The sequence below is a fragment of the Dickeya sp. Secpp 1600 genome, from assembly GCF_003049805.1.
GTDB classification, from domain to species: domain Bacteria; phylum Pseudomonadota; class Gammaproteobacteria; order Enterobacterales; family Enterobacteriaceae; genus Dickeya; species Dickeya fangzhongdai.
Genome location: NZ_CP023484.1, coordinates 4,701,937 through 4,717,641 on the forward strand (window position 1 = coordinate 4,701,937; position 15,705 = coordinate 4,717,641).

General features: G+C 58.5%; 13 protein-coding genes. 5 read left to right on the plus strand and 8 right to left on the minus strand.

Annotated features, from left to right (window positions below; translation table 11 throughout):
- Positions 1–55: 55 nt before the first annotated feature.
- Entirely contained in the window at positions 56–1,156 is a 1,101-nt protein-coding gene (asd, locus tag CPA59_RS20985) for an aspartate-semialdehyde dehydrogenase (RefSeq protein WP_038664817.1), read from the minus strand.
- Positions 1,157–1,356: 200 nt separating this feature from the next.
- Here asd and CPA59_RS20990 point away from each other — a divergent pair, with 200 nt between their 5' ends.
- Entirely contained in the window at positions 1,357–1,950 is a 594-nt protein-coding gene (locus CPA59_RS20990) for a YhgN family NAAT transporter (RefSeq protein WP_012768001.1), read from the plus strand.
- Between the two features lie 70 nt (positions 1,951–2,020).
- Here the strand turns inward: CPA59_RS20990 and gntT are convergent, their stop codons facing one another.
- Positions 2,021–3,337, minus strand: a complete 1,317-nt coding sequence (gene gntT / locus CPA59_RS20995) for a gluconate transporter (RefSeq protein WP_038664809.1) — start codon at positions 3,335–3,337, stop codon at positions 2,021–2,023.
- A 248-nt stretch (positions 3,338–3,585) separates the two neighbouring features.
- Here gntT and CPA59_RS21000 point away from each other — a divergent pair, with 248 nt between their 5' ends.
- Complete coding sequence (locus tag CPA59_RS21000; protein ID WP_033569420.1) at positions 3,586–4,104, plus strand: gluconokinase; 519 nt, start codon at positions 3,586–3,588, stop codon at positions 4,102–4,104.
- Positions 4,105–4,114: 10 nt separating this feature from the next.
- On the opposite strand, the gene gntR is transcribed toward CPA59_RS21000, so the two are convergent.
- Complete coding sequence (gene gntR, locus CPA59_RS21005; RefSeq protein ID WP_022635213.1) at positions 4,115–5,113, minus strand: gluconate operon transcriptional repressor GntR; 999 nt, start codon at positions 5,111–5,113, stop codon at positions 4,115–4,117.
- 503 nt (positions 5,114–5,616) lie between these two features.
- On the opposite strand from gntR, the gene CPA59_RS21010 reads away from it, so the two are divergent.
- Positions 5,617–6,414, plus strand: a complete 798-nt coding sequence (locus tag CPA59_RS21010; RefSeq protein ID WP_107760642.1) for a hypothetical protein — start codon at positions 5,617–5,619, stop codon at positions 6,412–6,414.
- A gap of 136 nt (positions 6,415–6,550) precedes the next feature.
- Here the strand turns inward: CPA59_RS21010 and CPA59_RS21015 are convergent, their stop codons facing one another.
- From CPA59_RS21015 to glpA, 4 genes are all read right to left on the minus strand, one after another.
- Complete coding sequence (locus CPA59_RS21015) at positions 6,551–7,249, minus strand: pirin family protein (protein ID WP_038920470.1); 699 nt, start codon at positions 7,247–7,249, stop codon at positions 6,551–6,553.
- 662 nt (positions 7,250–7,911) lie between these two features.
- Positions 7,912–9,111, minus strand: a complete 1,200-nt coding sequence (gene glpC / locus CPA59_RS21025; RefSeq protein ID WP_038920471.1) for an anaerobic glycerol-3-phosphate dehydrogenase subunit GlpC — start codon at positions 9,109–9,111, stop codon at positions 7,912–7,914.
- Positions 9,111–10,361 (minus strand): glycerol-3-phosphate dehydrogenase subunit GlpB, encoded by a 1,251-nt coding sequence (gene glpB, locus CPA59_RS21030; protein ID WP_107760644.1) that lies wholly within the window; start codon positions 10,359–10,361, stop codon positions 9,111–9,113. Before glpB ends, glpC begins: the two co-directional genes overlap by 1 nt.
- Entirely contained in the window at positions 10,351–11,994 is a 1,644-nt protein-coding gene (gene glpA, locus CPA59_RS21035) for an anaerobic glycerol-3-phosphate dehydrogenase subunit A (protein WP_038920473.1), read from the minus strand. The genes glpB and glpA overlap by 11 nt, the downstream gene beginning before the upstream one ends.
- Before the next feature lie 300 nt (positions 11,995–12,294).
- Between glpA and glpT the strand changes: the two genes are divergently transcribed.
- Complete coding sequence (glpT, locus tag CPA59_RS21040; protein WP_100850258.1) at positions 12,295–13,644, plus strand: glycerol-3-phosphate transporter; 1,350 nt, start codon at positions 12,295–12,297, stop codon at positions 13,642–13,644.
- A 149-nt stretch (positions 13,645–13,793) separates the two neighbouring features.
- Positions 13,794–14,876 (plus strand): glycerophosphodiester phosphodiesterase, encoded by a 1,083-nt coding sequence (gene glpQ, locus CPA59_RS21045; RefSeq protein ID WP_107760646.1) that lies wholly within the window; start codon positions 13,794–13,796, stop codon positions 14,874–14,876.
- Here the strand turns inward: glpQ and yigL are convergent.
- On the minus strand, positions 14,867–15,664 hold the full coding sequence (gene yigL, locus CPA59_RS21050; protein WP_038920476.1) for a sugar/pyridoxal phosphate phosphatase YigL: 798 nt from the start codon (positions 15,662–15,664) through the stop codon (positions 14,867–14,869). The two genes, glpQ and yigL, sit on opposite strands and share 10 nt — an antisense overlap.
- Between the last annotated feature and the right edge of the window lie 41 nt (positions 15,665–15,705).

A 15,705-nucleotide genomic window follows, 5' to 3' on the forward strand; every position in this document is an offset into this window, starting at 1 on the left:
AAAAGCAGAAACCAAGGCGAGGCACGCCGTGCTGGCGCGCCTCGTATGGCAATGATTACAGCAGGATGCGCAGCATGCGGCGCAGCGGTTCGGCAGCGCCCCACAGCAGTTGGTCGCCGACGGTGAAGGCGGACAGGTACTGCGGGCCCATGTTCAGTTTGCGCAGACGGCCCACCGGCGTGGACAGCGTACCGGTCACGGCGGCCGGGGTCAGTTCGCGCATGGTGATCTCGCGGTCGTTCGGCACCACTTTCACCCAGTCATTGTGGGTTGCCAGCATCTGCTCGATTTCCGGAATCGACACATCTTTCTTCAGTTTCAGCGTGAAAGCCTGGCTGTGGCAGCGCAACGCGCCGATACGCACGCACAGACCGTCCACCGGAATAGTGCTGGCGGTGTTCAGAATCTTGTTGGTTTCCGCCTGACCTTTCCACTCTTCGCGGCTTTGGCCGTTTTCCAGCTGTTTGTCGATCCACGGAATCAGGCTGCCGGCCAGCGGCACGCCGAAGTTTTCCACATCCAGACCGCCGCGCGACAGCGCCGTCACTTTGCGCTCGATATCCAGAATGGCGGAAGCCGGGTCGCGCAGTTCAGCAGCCACTTCGGCATTCAGTTGGCCCATCTGCACCAGCAGTTCGCGCATGTTGCGCGCGCCCGCGCCGGATGCCGCCTGATAAGTGGCGACAGACGCCCACTCCACCAGATCGTTGGCGAACAGGCCGCCCAGCGACATCAGCATCAGGCTGACGGTACAGTTGCCGCCGACGAAGGTTTTGATGCCTTTATCCAGACCGGACTTGATCACGCCGTGGTTGACCGGGTCCAGGATAATAATCGCGTCATCTTTCATTCGCAGAGACGATGCTGCGTCGATCCAGTATCCTTGCCAGCCACTTTCACGCAGCTTTGGATAGATTTCGTTGGTATAATCGCCGCCCTGACAGGTGATGATGATATCCAGCGCGCGCAGCGCTTCCAGATTGTAGGCATCCTGCAGGACACCCTGCTGGCCGCCCAGCGCCGGCGCCGGTTGGCCGTGCTGAGACGTAGAGAAGAATACCGGGCGGATTAAATCAAAGTCGCGTTCTTCCACCATGCGCTGCATGAGTACCGAACCGACCATACCGCGCCAGCCAATAAAACCAACATTTTTCATGGTAACCGTCCTGCCTGGGGGTGACAAAAAGCAATCCGACTGCCGTTTCAGGCAGGGAGCATAAGTTTAAAGTGATGACTGTCAACCTTACAAAATGTATCAGAAGTCGCAAGTGAATTTATTCGATGACTCAGGCGTTTTCAGCAACACGCCTAATGTGTCTGGCAAAAGGCTGGGGATGAGAGGAGCTTACCGCCACCATGACTGAAATGATCTCGGCAACCGTACTGTTGTTGTTAATTATGGATCCGCTCGGCAATCTGCCAGTGTTCATGTCCGTATTGAAGCACCTGGATCCCAAACGGCGGCGCGTGGTGCTGATTAGGGAAATGATCATCGCGCTGGGGGTGATGCTGGTATTCCTGTTCGCCGGCGAGAAGATTCTGGCGATATTGAACCTGCGCACGGAAACCGTCTCCATTTCCGGCGGTATCGTGCTGTTTTTGATCGCCATCCGCATGATTTTCCCGACGCAGGAAGGCTTTACCAGCGGTCTGCCCGCCGGCGACGAGCCGTTTCTGGTGCCGCTGGCTATCCCGATGGTGGCCGGGCCGTCGATTCTGGCCGCGCTGATGCTACTCTCGCACCAGTACCCGAATCAAATGCCGCACCTGACGCTGGCGCTATTCATCGCCTGGGGTATCACGGTTGTCGTGCTGCTGCTGTCGAATCTGTTCCTGCGCCTGTTGGGCGACAAGGGCGTCAACGCGCTGGAACGGTTGATGGGATTGGTGCTGGTCATGCTTTCCACCCAAATGTTCCTTGATGGCATTCGGGCCTATCTGAAACTGTAACCGCAGACGCTCTCAGTCTCCCTGCCGAAGCGAAGACTGAGAGCAAACCGCTACATCCAACCTACGTTCATCACACCACGTAACTCAGCAGCAGGGTGCCGACCAAACCGCACACCGCGATGATGGTTTCCAGCGCCGACCACGACTTCAGCGTTTCCGGAATGCTCAGGTTGAAATACTCTTTGAACAGCCAGAAGCCGGGGTCGTTAACGTGGGAGAAAATCACGCTGCCGGAGCCGACCGCGATCACCATCAGCTCCGGGCTGACGCCGCTGGTGGCAATAATCGGCGCCACAATCCCGCCTGCGGTCAGCGCGGCCACCGTGGCGGACCCCAGCGCCAGACGCAGCACGGCGGCGATAAGCCAACCCAACAGCAACGGCGACACGCTGCTACCGTTCATCATCCCGGCGATGTATTTGTCTACGCCGCTGTCGACCAGCACCTGTTTAAACGCACCGCCGCCGCCGAGGATCAGCAGCATCATGGCGATGATTTTAATCGAGTCGGTAATGGTGCCCATCACCTCATCCATGCTGCGGCCACGGTTCAGGCCGAAGGTGAAAATAGCGATCAGCACCGCAATCAGGGTCGCCATCACCGGGTCGCCGAAGAACTCGGCATACGGTAACAACGCGTGTCCCTTCGGCAATACCATTTCCGCCACGGCGCGCAGCGCCATCAGAATCACCGGCACCAGCGCGGTCATCACGCTGACGACAAAGCTCGGCATCTCCTGCTCGGTGAACTGCTTCGGGTTATACAGCCCTTCCGGAATCGGCTTGTCGATTTTCTTCAGGAAGCGGGCGTAAACCGGGCCGGCCAGAATCACCGTCGGGATCCCCAACAGCGTACCGTACAGCAGCGTTTTGCCCATGTCGGCGTGGAACAACGAGGCAATGGCGGTCGGCCCCGGATGCGGCGGCAGGAAGCCGTGGGTGACGGACAACGCCGCCGCCATCGGCACGCCGGCATACAGCAGCGGAATACGCGCCGACGCCACAATGCTAAACACCAGCGGCAACAACAGCACGAAACCCACTTCGTAGAACAGCGCGAAGCCGACGGTAAAACCGGTCAGCACAATCGCCCACTGAATATGTTTGCGACCGAAGCGATTAATCAGCGTGGTGGCGATACGCTGCGCGCCGCCGCAGTCCGCCAGCAGTTTCCCCAACATGGCGCCGAAGCCCATGATCAAGGCCAGCGTGCCCAGCGTGCCGCCCACCCCGTTCTTGATGGACGTCATCACCTTCTGCACCGGCATTCCCTGCATGATGCCCACGGCCAGGGCAACCAGAATCAGTGCAATAAAGCCGTTCAGTTTAAAGCGGATCATCAGCACCAGCAGCAGTGCGACACCCACAGCGACAATCACGAGTGGCATAACGATCTCCGGCAACCCCTGCCTGCGCGAGTCGGGCAACGACAGGGGGGATTTTCTTGTGTTTTGCGAATTCTCCCGGTGTTTCGGGCGTGCCTTCGCTACAGTAGAGTCAGGCGTTCGGGTAGCGCTTAACCCGTGTGATGTACATCACAACGCACGATGTTACCGGTATCATGATACCGGTAACATGTTAAAGTCTGAAACCGGTACGAAGCATTTAATTTACAGTTTGGGATAGAGATCAAATTATGTCAGGACAAAGTATTATTCTGATGGGGGTTTCCGGCAGCGGGAAATCCAGCGTGGGCGCCCGGCTGGCACGGGAAATCAACGCCAAATTCATCGACGGCGACGATCTGCATCCCAGAGCCAACATCCAGAAAATGGCCAGCGGTCAGCCGCTCAACGACGACGACCGCGCCCCCTGGCTGGAGCGCCTGAACGACGCCGCCTACAGCCTGCTGCATAAAAATGAAACCGGCATTATCGTCTGTTCCGCGCTGAAAAAGCGCTACCGTGACCGGCTGCGCGAAGGCAACGACGGCATGGTGTTCCTGTACCTGAAAGGCAGCTTCGAGGTGATTCTGCAGCGCCATCAGGCGCGCGCCGGGCATTTTATGCCGACCGGATTGCTGCAAAGCCAGTTTGATGCGCTGGAAGAACCGGGTGAAACGGAAACCGATGTCATCACCGTCGATATCAACGGCCCGATGGATCAGGTGGTGGAGCGGTGCGCCGCGGCGTTACGCGCGCACCCATCACGCTGAAAGCGCCAGCCTAGACGCTCTCTCCCACCTGCAGAGTAAAGCCGACGTCCACGCTGGCCGTCGGCAACGTTTCCCCATGCAGACGCGCCAGCAGCTGCGCAGCGCCGACTTCGCCAATGCGCTTACGCGGCGTCAATACGCTGGTCAGCCGCGGTACTGTGGTCTGGCCGATATCGTGACCGTGGAAACCGGCGATGCCCATCTGTTCGGGAACGCGCACCCCCTGCCGCTGGCACTCGAACATGGCGCCGATAGCCAGGTCATCGTTGGTGCAGAACAGGCTGTCCACCTGCGGGTATTCCGCCTGCGCCCGGCGCAACAGTTCTCCGCCCAGCGTATAGGACGACGGGCTTTCGCTCATCACGCTGTAGCTGGCAAGACCGGCTTCGGCCATCGCCTGCGCGTAACCTTGCTGTTTCATCAGCGTGCGTTCGTCCTGACGCGCGCCGAGATACACCACATGGCGGCGACCGCGCGCGATCATGTAACGCGTCATCTGGCGCGCGGCGTCCACATTATCGAACCCCACCGCCATATCGAGACAGGGCGACACGGAATCCATCAACTCCACCACCGGGATCCCGGCCACGGCGATCATCTGACGGGTGCGGGCGGTATGATTGCGCTCGGCGAGGATCAGTCCGTCAATGTTGTAGGCCAGCAATGACATCAAACGTCGCTCTTCCATTTCCGGCTGATAACCGTAATGCGCCAGCATGGTTTGATATCCCTGCGCTTCCGCCACTTTTTCGATGCCGCGCAACACCTCGGCGAACACCTGGTTGGTAAGCGACGGCAACAGCACGCCGATCGCCCGGCTGGTGGAATTGGCGAGAATGTGCGGCGTTCGGTTGGGAATGTACCCCAGTTCATCCAGTACGGCGGCGATTTTGCCTCTCAGCGCCGCGGACACCTGCTCGGGGTTGCGCAAATAGCGGCTGACCGTCATTTTGGTCACCCCGACCCGGTCGGCGACATCCTGAAGTCCCGGCCTTTTTTTCTTTATCATCCGTTGACATCCCCGTGGCTGAAAACGCCGATTGTACTAGAGAAATGGTTAGCAGAATATGTACTTGAACACAGGACATAAAATCAGGCATGGTGAAGTCGCGCAAATAATACCCATTATATTATTTTGATTTTTATTGTTTGCTGGTTATTAATTATAACCAACAACGAATGAGTATATATCGCCAATAAATGACGATTTTTATATTAATAAAAATCCGACAATAAATGATTTTTTATTATAAATAGCATCGCGCATTAATGTTACATTCCAGCTTACGTCACAAAAACAAGCCGGTGGAAATGTTCCATAATTTCATGCAGAGACAGGCTATTTCAGCGCCGCGCCTTCGGAATGACGGACTGAAACAGAGTGCTACACTCGCCTTCTGCGATAAAAGGTCTACCGTATTATTTCATTTATGAATATATACCCTAAATAATTCGAGTTGCAGGCAGACGTTGTTGCACAGCGCAAACGCCTGGCGAACAGGAGCAAAGAATATGAATAGTATTCCTACATTTGGATCGTACACGGTGGCAGACCCACAGTCAGGACAGAGTTGGCGGGTAACGCACAGCACGGCGGAACAACAAGTCGATAATAGCGGGGCTGTCGCGGACGAAGTAAAAATTGAACGTCAGGATGTCAATATCAGCGCAGAAGCCCTCAGTAAATATCAGGCATATATTGAAGCGCGAAAATCGGGTGACGCTACCTCTAATCAGGTAACTATCTCGGAAGGCATTGCGCTTCAGGTTCCCGATGCGCTCAGCGAAGAAGAGTATGCCAAATTGATGACGCCGACTGATACCTGGGCCGAGCGGATGAAAACCGTGGACCAGGCGACACTCAACCTGCGTTCGGCGTCTGCTCAGATTGAGCCGACTTATATGTCTTTTCTGGAACAACTCGGCAAAGATAACCCGGATTTAAAGGGAGCGACTTTCGGTTTCAGCGTGAGTAAGTACAACAGGCTCGTAGTGACCGGAGCACAAGGGCTGAACCTGGAACAGATTCAGCGGCTGGAACAGGCGCTGAATTCATCCCGTGAGCTGGTGGATCAGGCGAATAAACTGGCCGATGCCCAAATCGCGCTCTTCGAGGCTGAAAGTCCTAACGCCATTATCTCCTTTAACCGGGACAACTACGCCCAAACCATTGATATCGGAACAGAACTCCTGACCAGAAATCGTGCCCGCTACGCCCCTCGTGACGGCTCGGCGAATGATGTCCATCAGAAAAACTGGGACAACAACTGGCGGCAACAGTTGGCGCGTAAGGGAGTACCGATTAATTAACTATCAGCAGCACAAGGCCAGGCAGCCTCAACCCCAGGCGGTTTGGTCGCGGAGGCTGGGCCTCCGCTGTACTACCGTGAACTGGGGGCAAACGAGGCGATCCGGCATGGGATCGCCTTGGTAAACGCCGCCGCCGTCATTTTACCGGCGGCAGGTCAAACAGCAGGATTTCGCTGTCTTCGCTGGCGCGCACGGTGATGGAATCCTCATCCCAGATAGCCAGCGCGTCGCTGGCGTTGGCCTGCTGACCGTTGATCTCAATGGCGCCGCGCACCACCTGAATCCACAGCTGACGCCCCTGCTGGGCCTGATAGCTCGACGCTTCCTGCGATTTCAGCGCCCAGCGCCACAGCGTCATGTCCTGAAACACCTTCAGCGACCCGTCGCGGGCATCCGGCGACAGCACCAGTTGGCGGCCCTGCGGCGCATCAAAACGGCGCTGCTCGTAACGCGGCGTCAGGCCGGTTTTTTCCGGGATCACCCAGATCTGGTACAGGTGCAGCAATTTGTCCTGACTGGCGTTGTACTCCGAGTGACGGATCCCGGTGCCGGCGCTCATGATCTGAAACTCGCCCGCCGGGATCTGCTCTTTGTTGCCCATGCTGTCCTGATGTTCCACCGTGCCTTCCAGCACATAGGTGAGAATTTCCATATCCCGGTGCGGGTGGGTTCCAAAACCCTGGCCGCCCTCGATACGGTCTTCATTGATCACCCGCAGCGCGGAAAAGCCCATGAAATCAGGGTCGTAGTAATCAGCGAATGAAAAAGTATGCCAGCTGTCGAGCCAGCCGTGATTGGCATGACCGCGATCTTGTGCTTTGCGTAAATAAATCATGTGACGTTCCTCCAACGTTTTTTTTCAGTCTAGCGGCCGCCGGAGAATAAGAAAGCCGAAAAAACTCACCGCTCTATTCAAAAAATTTCCGGGAGAAATTTTTAACGTCGTGCAACGACGGCCCGAAGGGTGGCGGCCAGGGATGGTCCGCCATAAAAAATTTCCGGGAGAAATTTTCAACGTCGCGCAGCGACGGCCCGAAGGGTGGCGGCCAGGGATGGCCCGCCATAAAAAATTTCCGGGAGAAATTTTTAACGTCGCGCAGCGACAAACAAATTGGAAACCGGATTCCTAAAAATTCAGGATAAAAAAAAGCCAGCACCCGAGCTGGCTAAGTAATACTGGAAGCAATGTGAGCAATGTCGTGCCTTCACAGCAAAACCGCGATGAGTCACAAGGATGGATTCATTAGGCTTTCCCGGAACGCATGGCAATAATAATCATTATCATTTGCATCTGTAAAGCGTTTTTTTGTTCAACTCAAAGAAAAATCATGCCTGAGAAGGCCAGCCCGCCTGACATTCCAGTCATTTCGCTACAGGCATACAAGATTATTTTTTCAGAATCAAATGATTAACATTTAACCATGTGTAATGCGCGGGAATAGAAAAACGGCCGCCCTCTCCTGGAAAAAACAGCGAGGGCGGCCCCACTAAAACCATTTACGCCGGCAGCGCTTTAGCCAGTAGGCTGAAGGGATGTTCGCAGGGTTTGCCGGTGGACATTTCAATCTGCCATTTGCAGGTTTCGCAATCCGTGATCACCAGATCGGCGCCGCTCGCGTCAATCTGCCGGAACAAAGGCGCGCCAATCCCCTGCGCGGTATCGTAGTTTTCCTTCTTGAAACCATAGGTCCCGGCGATGCCGCAACACTGGGAATCCAGCACCTGCAACTCCAGCCCTGGAATCCGCCGCAGCAGTTCGAGGGTATACGCGGTCCACCCCATACGCTCCAGATGGCAAGGGGTGTGATACACCACCCGCAGCGGCAAAGGCTGCAACGGCAGCGTCCGGCCCTGTTCCAGCAAGCGATAAAGGTGACGCGTCGCCAGTTCGATACCGTCGCGCACATGCTGGTTGTCCAGCCCCAGCAGATGGGGATATTCATCGCGCAGCGTAAAAGTGCAACTGGACGAGGTGGCGATGACCGGCAGCCCCCGGCTGTTGATGGCGTCATCCAGCGAAGCCAGGTTGAAACGCGCCTGCTTGCGCGCCTTGTCGAGAAAACGGTTGGCGATCAGCGCCACGCCGCAGCACTTCTCTTTGGTCAGCAGCTGCACCCCGACCCCCATCGCGTTAAACACACGAATCAGATCGCGCCCCAGCTGCGGGTGGTTGTAGTTGACGTAGCAGCCGTGAAAATAGGCGACCTGTTCGGCAAATTGCAACTGATGCGCCGCCTGCTGGCGATACCAGCTGCGGAAAGTGCCGTGGGAATAGCGCGGCAACTGGCGGCGATGGTCGATTTTCAACGCCTTATCCAGCAGTTGGCGCATCGGTTTTAACCCGGTGAGGGTGTTCACCAGCGGCGCAAACGGCGTGGCGACGGTACCCATCAGATCCGTGTGGCTGAGAATGGCGTCGCGCAGCGTCGGGCGATGCTGGCTATGGCTGGCTTTGGCGCGCTGGATGATGTCGCCGATGTGCACATCCGACGGGCAGGCTACCTCGCACCGCTTGCAGTTGGTGCAATACTTCAGCGCTTCATCAAACAACGCCGGGTCTTTACGCCGTAGCCGTTCGCCATCCGGCCCAGCCTGCTTCGGCCCCGGATAGAGCGGATTGACGCGCGCCACCGGGCAGGCGGTGGTGCAGACGGTGCATTTGATGCAGTTTTCGAAACTGGTGTCAGACCGGCTCATCACAGGCTCTCCCTTACGATCATTTCAGCGGCGTACAACGCGGTCAACAGCGACACCCCGCCGCCGCACCCCTGACGCAACGGGTCATACCCGCGTAATACCGAACCAATCGCGTACAAACGGGGCTGGACACGGCCGCTGATAGCCGGGTGCAGGCATTCATCCACCATTACGCCGAATTGCAGGTACGGCTGAGCGGCGAACAGATTCGGCCGACTCCAGTCTTCATGCGTGGGCAGGAAATCCACGTCCAGCCCGAACACCGGTTCCACCACCCGATCGCGCTCGGCCACCAGACCGTTGCTGAAAAAACTGCCGCTCGCCAGCACCACATGACCGGCTCGCAGCGGTATTTCGCCGTGGCTGCGGGTATACAGCGCCACGCCGTCTTCTTGCGGCTGCGCCGACAACACCCGGTCCCCCGGCATCACGGTGCCGCCAATCTGACGAAAGCGGCCCAGCAGCGCCTGATGCAACTGCATGCCCGGCAACGACGGCGGCAGCGTCGCCAGCAGTCCCACCGGTTTACCCAGCGCGGCATTTAGCCGCGCCTGCGCGTCCGGCCCGATACAAGCGGGTAGTATCACCGCGTCATTGCCGTTCGATCGCGTCAGCAGCTCTTCCGCCAGCGCCGCCACGCCCACCGGGGTATCCAGCACCCGGGCAAGATTCAGCGAACGAAACTCGCTGGGGTTTTGCCGCAACGCATCCAGCAACGGCAAGTGCAGATCGTCGGCGCGGGCGGCAATCCCCTGCGCTTGCAGTTCCCCGGCCACCAGCCGGGATTGAAAATCCATAAAGCCGTCGATACCGGCGACCAGCGGCTGACGCCACGCCGGCGACCCCGGCAGGCCGCGCGTTACGCTATCCGACGGGCTCAGCCAGCACGGATGCCACTTGCCCAACGGCGTAAGACGCTGATGATTGCCCCCGCTTTCCCCTCGCAGCCACAACCCGCAGCGCGCCAGCAACGCTTCGGCGTCCGACGCCAGTTGGTTTACGCGCGCCTTACCCATCAGGGTATAAGGATGATGCGGCGCCTGCGCCGCCAGCGCATCCAGCGCCGCTAACGGCTGGTCGACCGCCGTGCCGTCCGGCAGCGTCGCCAGCAGATCCAGCGCGCCGGACGCAAAGGTCAGCGCGCTTTGCCCGACGCTGACCACGGCGCAGCGTTTACCCTGCTCCTGCAGGCGAATGCCGCAGGCTAACCCGGCCAACCCGCCGCCAATTATCACCACGTCATAACGCATCGCTGTTCTCCTGCTCCCGGCTTTCGGTCAGCCCGCACAGCCCCTGATAAATCCAGCTGGTAAATTCGCTTTCCCGCAGCGTGTGCCCCCACGCGATGGGGCGCATGCCTTTCCAGCGCTCGTTGAGAAACTGGCTCAGTTGCGACACCGCCTGATGCGGCGTGGACTGTCCCAGCCGGCACAACAGACCGGCCGCGCGACAGGCGCACAGTTCCCCCTGACAGGTGCCCATGCCGACGCGGGTACGGCGGCGCAGGTCAGTCAGGTTGTTGACCTGCAGCGACTCCACCGCATAACGCACCTCGCCCGCCGTCACCGCTTCACATTCGCACACCAGACTGCTGTCCACCCGCTGGCCGGACACCAGCGGCGCGGCGCGATGCCCGTGGCGATAAATCGCAGAACCGCGCAACGGCGCCGACAGCGCCGATGCGGCCTGCGGCGTGTCCGGATTCGGCGTTTCCGATCCCGGCAACGGCCGTGACGCGGTGGCGCATTCGGCCCGGTGGCCGAGCTTTTCGCATACTTTGTCCGTCACCCATTCCGCCATCAGCCGGTAGGTCATCAGCTTGCCGCCGGTGATGGTGACAAACCCTTCCAGCCCGTCCCGGCTGGCGTGGTCCAGCAGCACAATGCCGCGGCTGACGCTGCGCCCGGACGGGTCGTTGTCGCTCGCCACCAGCGGCCGCACCCCGGCGTAGGCACGCAGAATGCGGGTTTGCGCCAGTTGCGGCGCCAGCAGACTGCCTTCGCGGATCAGGGTATCGACTTCCGCCGGGGTAACGGTCATGTGGTCAATTTGGTCATAGTCGATGCGGGTCGAGGTGGTGCCAATCAGCGAAATAGTGTCGCCCGGCACCAGAATGTCGGCGTCCGCCGGTTTACGGCAGCGGTTGATCACCCGGTTGTTGATGCGGTGCCCCAGAATCAGCAGCGCGCCCTTGGCTGGAAACATGCGCACAGTCAGATCGGCGTACTCAGCGATGCGCTGCCCCCAGATGCCGCCCGCGTTCACCACCACCTGCGCATAAATTTCACTGGCGACATGGCGTTTGTGGTCGAAAACGCGCACGCCGGTGACACGATCGCCCTGGCGAATCAACCCGATCACTTCGTGGTAGGTCAGCACTTCCGCGCCATGTTCGCAGGCGTCGATCATATTGGCGGCGGTCAGCCGGAACGGATCCACGGTACCGTCCGGCACCCTCACTGCGCCGATCAAGGCTGGATTGGCGGCCGGCTCCAGCCGCAGCGCCTCCTGCGGATCGATCGCCTGCGCCGGGATCCCCGCCTGTCGGCAGGCGGCGACAAACCGCGCCTGATAGTCGAGGTCATCCTGCGGTAGCGTCAGAAACAGGCCGTCGGTCGGCTCAATGCAGTGGCGGGCGATGCGTCGCAATATCTGGTTTTCTTCAATGCATTCGCGAGCGGACTCCGCATCGGTGACCGCATAGCGCGCCCCGCTGTGTAACAACCCATGATTACGACCGGTGGCGCCGGTGGCGATGTCGTGCCGTTCCAGCAGCAGGCACCGCAAACCGCGCAACGCGCAGTCACGGGCGGTCCCCGCGCCGGTGGCGCCGCCGCCGATAATCACCACATCCGTTTCACGTCGCAAACCGTTGTTCGCCATTACCGTCCCACCTCAATCCGGATCATGTCTGTATGTAGTGGGACACAAACCGCCGCCACAATGATTGATAAAGAACAAAAACACTCAAAAAACGAAAATTAAACGATGATGAGACGACAAATATGTGATTCAAATCACTCAGAAATGAAAAATGGTTATTTCATTTGTGTTACTCACAGCTCAAAATGACCCACCTCGTCATAAAAGTGTAACAATTGCGCGTTTACTCACACTGAACATCACGCGTATTCGCTACGCTGGCGAGCGTTATAGAACATAACTATCGGGGATCGTTTATTTATGCTGAGTATTTTCAAGCCTGCGGCACATCGTCCGCGCGTAGAGGAACATCGGGTGGATCCGCTCTACCGTCGTCTGCGCTGGCAAATTTTTCTGGGGATCTTTTTCGGCTACGCCGCCTACTATCTGGTCAGAAAGAACTTCGCGCTGGCGATGCCTTATCTGGTCGAGCAGGGGTTCTCAAAGGGTGATCTGGGTTTCGCGCTGTCCGGCATTTCCATCGCCTACGGGTTTTCCAAATTCATCATGGGTTCGGTATCCGACCGCTCCAACCCGCGTGTCTTCCTGCCCGCCGGCCTGATTCTGGCGGCGGCGGTGATGCTGTTTATGGGCTTCGTACCGTGGGCGACTTCCAGCATCATGGTGATGTTCGTGTTGCTGTTCGTCTGTGGCTGGTTCCAGGGCATGGGCTGGCCGCCGTGCGGCCGTACCATGGTGCACTGGTGGTCGCAGAAAGAACGCGGCGGCATCGTCTCCGTCTGGAACTGCGCCCACAACGTGGGCGGCGGCATCCCGCCGCTGCTGTTCCTGCTGGGGATGGCCTGGTTCAATGACTGGAAAGCCGCGCTCTATATGCCGGCGTTCGCCGCCATTCTGGTGGCGCTGTTCGCCTTCGCCATGATGCGCGACACGCCGCAGTCCTGCGGTCTGCCGCCGATCGAAGAATACAAAAACGATTATCCGGTGGATTACAGCGAGAAAGACGAACAGGAGCTGACCGCCAAAGAAATCTTCATGCAGTACGTGTTCCCCAACAAACTGTTGTGGTACATCGCCTTTGCCAACGTGTTCGTCTACCTGCTGCGTTACGGCATTCTCGACTGGTCGCCGACCTATCTCAAAGAGGTGAAGCACTTTGCGCTGGATAAGTCTTCGCTGGCCTATTTCCTGTATGAATACGCCGGTATTCCAGGCACGCTGCTGTGCGGCTGGATGTCCGACAAGGTGTTCAAGGGCAACCGCGGCGCCACCGGCGTGTTCTTCATGAGTCTGGTGACCATCGCCACTATCGTGTACTGGCTGAATCCGGCGGGCAACCCCGGCGTGGACATGCTCTGCATGATCGTCATCGGCTTCCTGATCTACGGCCCGGTGATGTTGATCGGCCTGCATGCGCTGGAACTGGCGCCGAAGAAAGCCGCCGGCACCGCCGCCGGCTTCACCGGCCTGTTCGGTTACCTGGGCGGTTCGGTGGCAGCCAGCGCCATCGTCGGCTACACCGTAGACTTCTTCGGCTGGAACGGCGGCTTCCTGGTGATGATCGGCGGCAGCGTACTGGCGGTACTGTTGTTGATCCTGACCATGATCAACGAGAAGAAACACAAGCAAGAACTGGCGCAACGCGCCTGATTCTGTCATCCAGCCGTGGTTTACTGACGACGGTAACCATGCGCTTTATCCCCGCCGGACCATGCCGGGCCGGCGGGGAGTTATCAACGCTATTTTCAACACATCGACTCACACAGCTTTTCTTTCTCCCACTGAAAAAGGACGCTGACATGAATCCTCTGTTCAAGCCTTTACTGGCCGGCATGACGCTGGCGATGTCCCTCTCCGTGCTGGCGCAGACCGGCGATAAAATCGTGATTGCCCACCGGGGCGCCAGCGGCTACCTGCCGGAACATACCCTGCCCGCCAAGGCGATGGCGTACGCGCAGGGCGCGGACTATCTGGAGCAGGATCTGGTCATGACCAGGGACAACGCGCTGGTGGTGCTGCACGATCACTACCTTGACCGCGTCATCGACGTCGCCGAGCGTTTCCCCGGCCGGGCGCGGGCTGACGGCCGTTACTACGCCATCGATTTTACGCTGGCGGAAATCCGTTCGCTTAAATTCACCGAAGGGTTTGACCTGAAAGACGGCAAGCCGGTGCAGAGCTACCCGAATCGCTTCCCGATGGGCAAATCGGACTTTCGCATTCACACCTTTCAGGATGAAATCGAATTCATTCAGGGGCTGAACCACTCGACCGGCAAAAACATCGGCATCTACCCGGAAATCAAAGCGCCGTGGTTCCACCGTCAGGAGGGCAAAGATATATCCCGCGCGGTGCTGGAGGTGCTCAAACAGTACGGTTACAGCCAAAAAAGCGACCGGGTTTACCTGCAATGCTTTGACGCCAGCGAGCTGCAACGCATCAAAACCGAACTGGAACCGGCGCTGGGGATGGACCTGAAACTGGTGCAACTGATCGCCGAAACCCGCTGGCAGGAAACCCAGCAGCAACAACCCGACGGCCGCTGGGTCAACTATGACTACGACTGGATGCTCAAACCGGGCGCGATGCAGAAAATCGCCCGCTACGCCGACGGCGTCGGCCCCGACTATCACATGCTGCTCAGCGGCGACGCGGGCAAGGTCGCCGTCAGTCCGCTGGTGAAAGAGGCGCACGCCAGCGGCATGGTGGTGCACCCCTACACGGTGCGGGCTGACCGGTTGCCGAAGTACGTCGCCGACGTGAACGCGCTCTATGCGCTGCTCTACCGTCAGGCCGATGTCGACGGCCTGTTCACCGACTTCCCCGACAAAGCCGTGTCGTTCCTGCATTCACCGCAGGATTCCCGGCCGTCTCAGAGATAAAGACGACGCAGGTATTTTGGCACCGCCTGATCGATGTTGGTGCCAATCACCTCGTTGTTCGGCAGCATATCCTTCAGTCGCTGGTGGGCATTGCTCATGATGCAGCCTTTGCCCGCCATCGACAGCATTTCATAGTCGTTCATGCCGTCGCCGAAGGCGATGCAGTCTTTGATGGTATGACCGAGGATTTTGGCGACCTGCTCCAGCGCATGACCTTTGGATACGCCGCCCGCCATCACTTCCAGACAGCTCAGGGTGGAGAAGCTGACGTTCACCCGGTCGCCCCAGCGCGCGTTGAGCGCTTCTTCCAACGGCAGCAGCTTGTCGTGATCTTCACAGGTGAAAAACACTTTGCCGACGCCGTCCGTACCCAGCGTTTCCGGGTCGAACAGTTTGTAGCGGAACACCGTCTCGGTAAAAAAGCGCTCTTCTTCAGGGCGGGAGCGGCACAGGAACCACTCATCGCCGCGATAAACGTGGGTCAGAATTTCCGGATGGTGATACACCATGCCGAACAGATCGTGGGCGATGTCGCGGTCCAGATTGTGACTGAAAATCAGCTCGCCGTCGGTGTTATGCACCCGCGCGCCGTTAGACGTAATCATGTAGGCGCTGATCGCCAGATTATCGCGGATCTGCGCCACATCCATATGGTGACGCCCGGTGGCGAACACAAAATGGACGCCCTGTTCCGTCATCAGACGCAGGGTTTCTTTGGCATAGGGTGACAGGGTGTGATCGGGTGACAGCAGGGTGCCATCCAAATCGGAAGCAACAATCGGGTACATACGTTGAAATCCAACCTCCGCTGGTGCCGGGCGGCCTGGCC

Coding starts and splice junctions, on each gene's coding strand:
- CPA59_RS21000 (WP_033569420.1), top strand. CDS start 3,586: ATGTCAGGACAAAGTATTATTCTGATGGGGGTTTCCGGCAGCGGGAAA.
- CPA59_RS21010 (WP_107760642.1), top strand. CDS start 5,617: ATGAATAGTATTCCTACATTTGGATCGTACACGGTGGCAGACCCACAG.
- CPA59_RS21015 (WP_038920470.1), bottom strand. CDS start 7,249: ATGATTTATTTACGCAAAGCACAAGATCGCGGTCATGCCAATCACGGC.
- glpC (WP_038920471.1), bottom strand. CDS start 9,111: ATGAGCCGGTCTGACACCAGTTTCGAAAACTGCATCAAATGCACCGTC.
- gntR (WP_022635213.1), bottom strand. CDS start 5,113: ATGATAAAGAAAAAAAGGCCGGGACTTCAGGATGTCGCCGACCGGGTC.
- asd (WP_038664817.1), bottom strand. CDS start 1,156: ATGAAAAATGTTGGTTTTATTGGCTGGCGCGGTATGGTCGGTTCGGTA.
- gntT (WP_038664809.1), bottom strand. CDS start 3,337: ATGCCACTCGTGATTGTCGCTGTGGGTGTCGCACTGCTGCTGGTGCTG.
- CPA59_RS20990 (WP_012768001.1), top strand. CDS start 1,357: ATGACTGAAATGATCTCGGCAACCGTACTGTTGTTGTTAATTATGGAT.
- glpB (WP_107760644.1), bottom strand. CDS start 10,361: ATGCGTTATGACGTGGTGATAATTGGCGGCGGGTTGGCCGGGTTAGCC.
- glpQ (WP_107760646.1), top strand. CDS start 13,794: ATGAATCCTCTGTTCAAGCCTTTACTGGCCGGCATGACGCTGGCGATG.
- glpA (WP_038920473.1), bottom strand. CDS start 11,994: ATGGCGAACAACGGTTTGCGACGTGAAACGGATGTGGTGATTATCGGC.
- glpT (WP_100850258.1), top strand. CDS start 12,295: ATGCTGAGTATTTTCAAGCCTGCGGCACATCGTCCGCGCGTAGAGGAA.
- yigL (WP_038920476.1), bottom strand. CDS start 15,664: ATGTACCCGATTGTTGCTTCCGATTTGGATGGCACCCTGCTGTCACCC.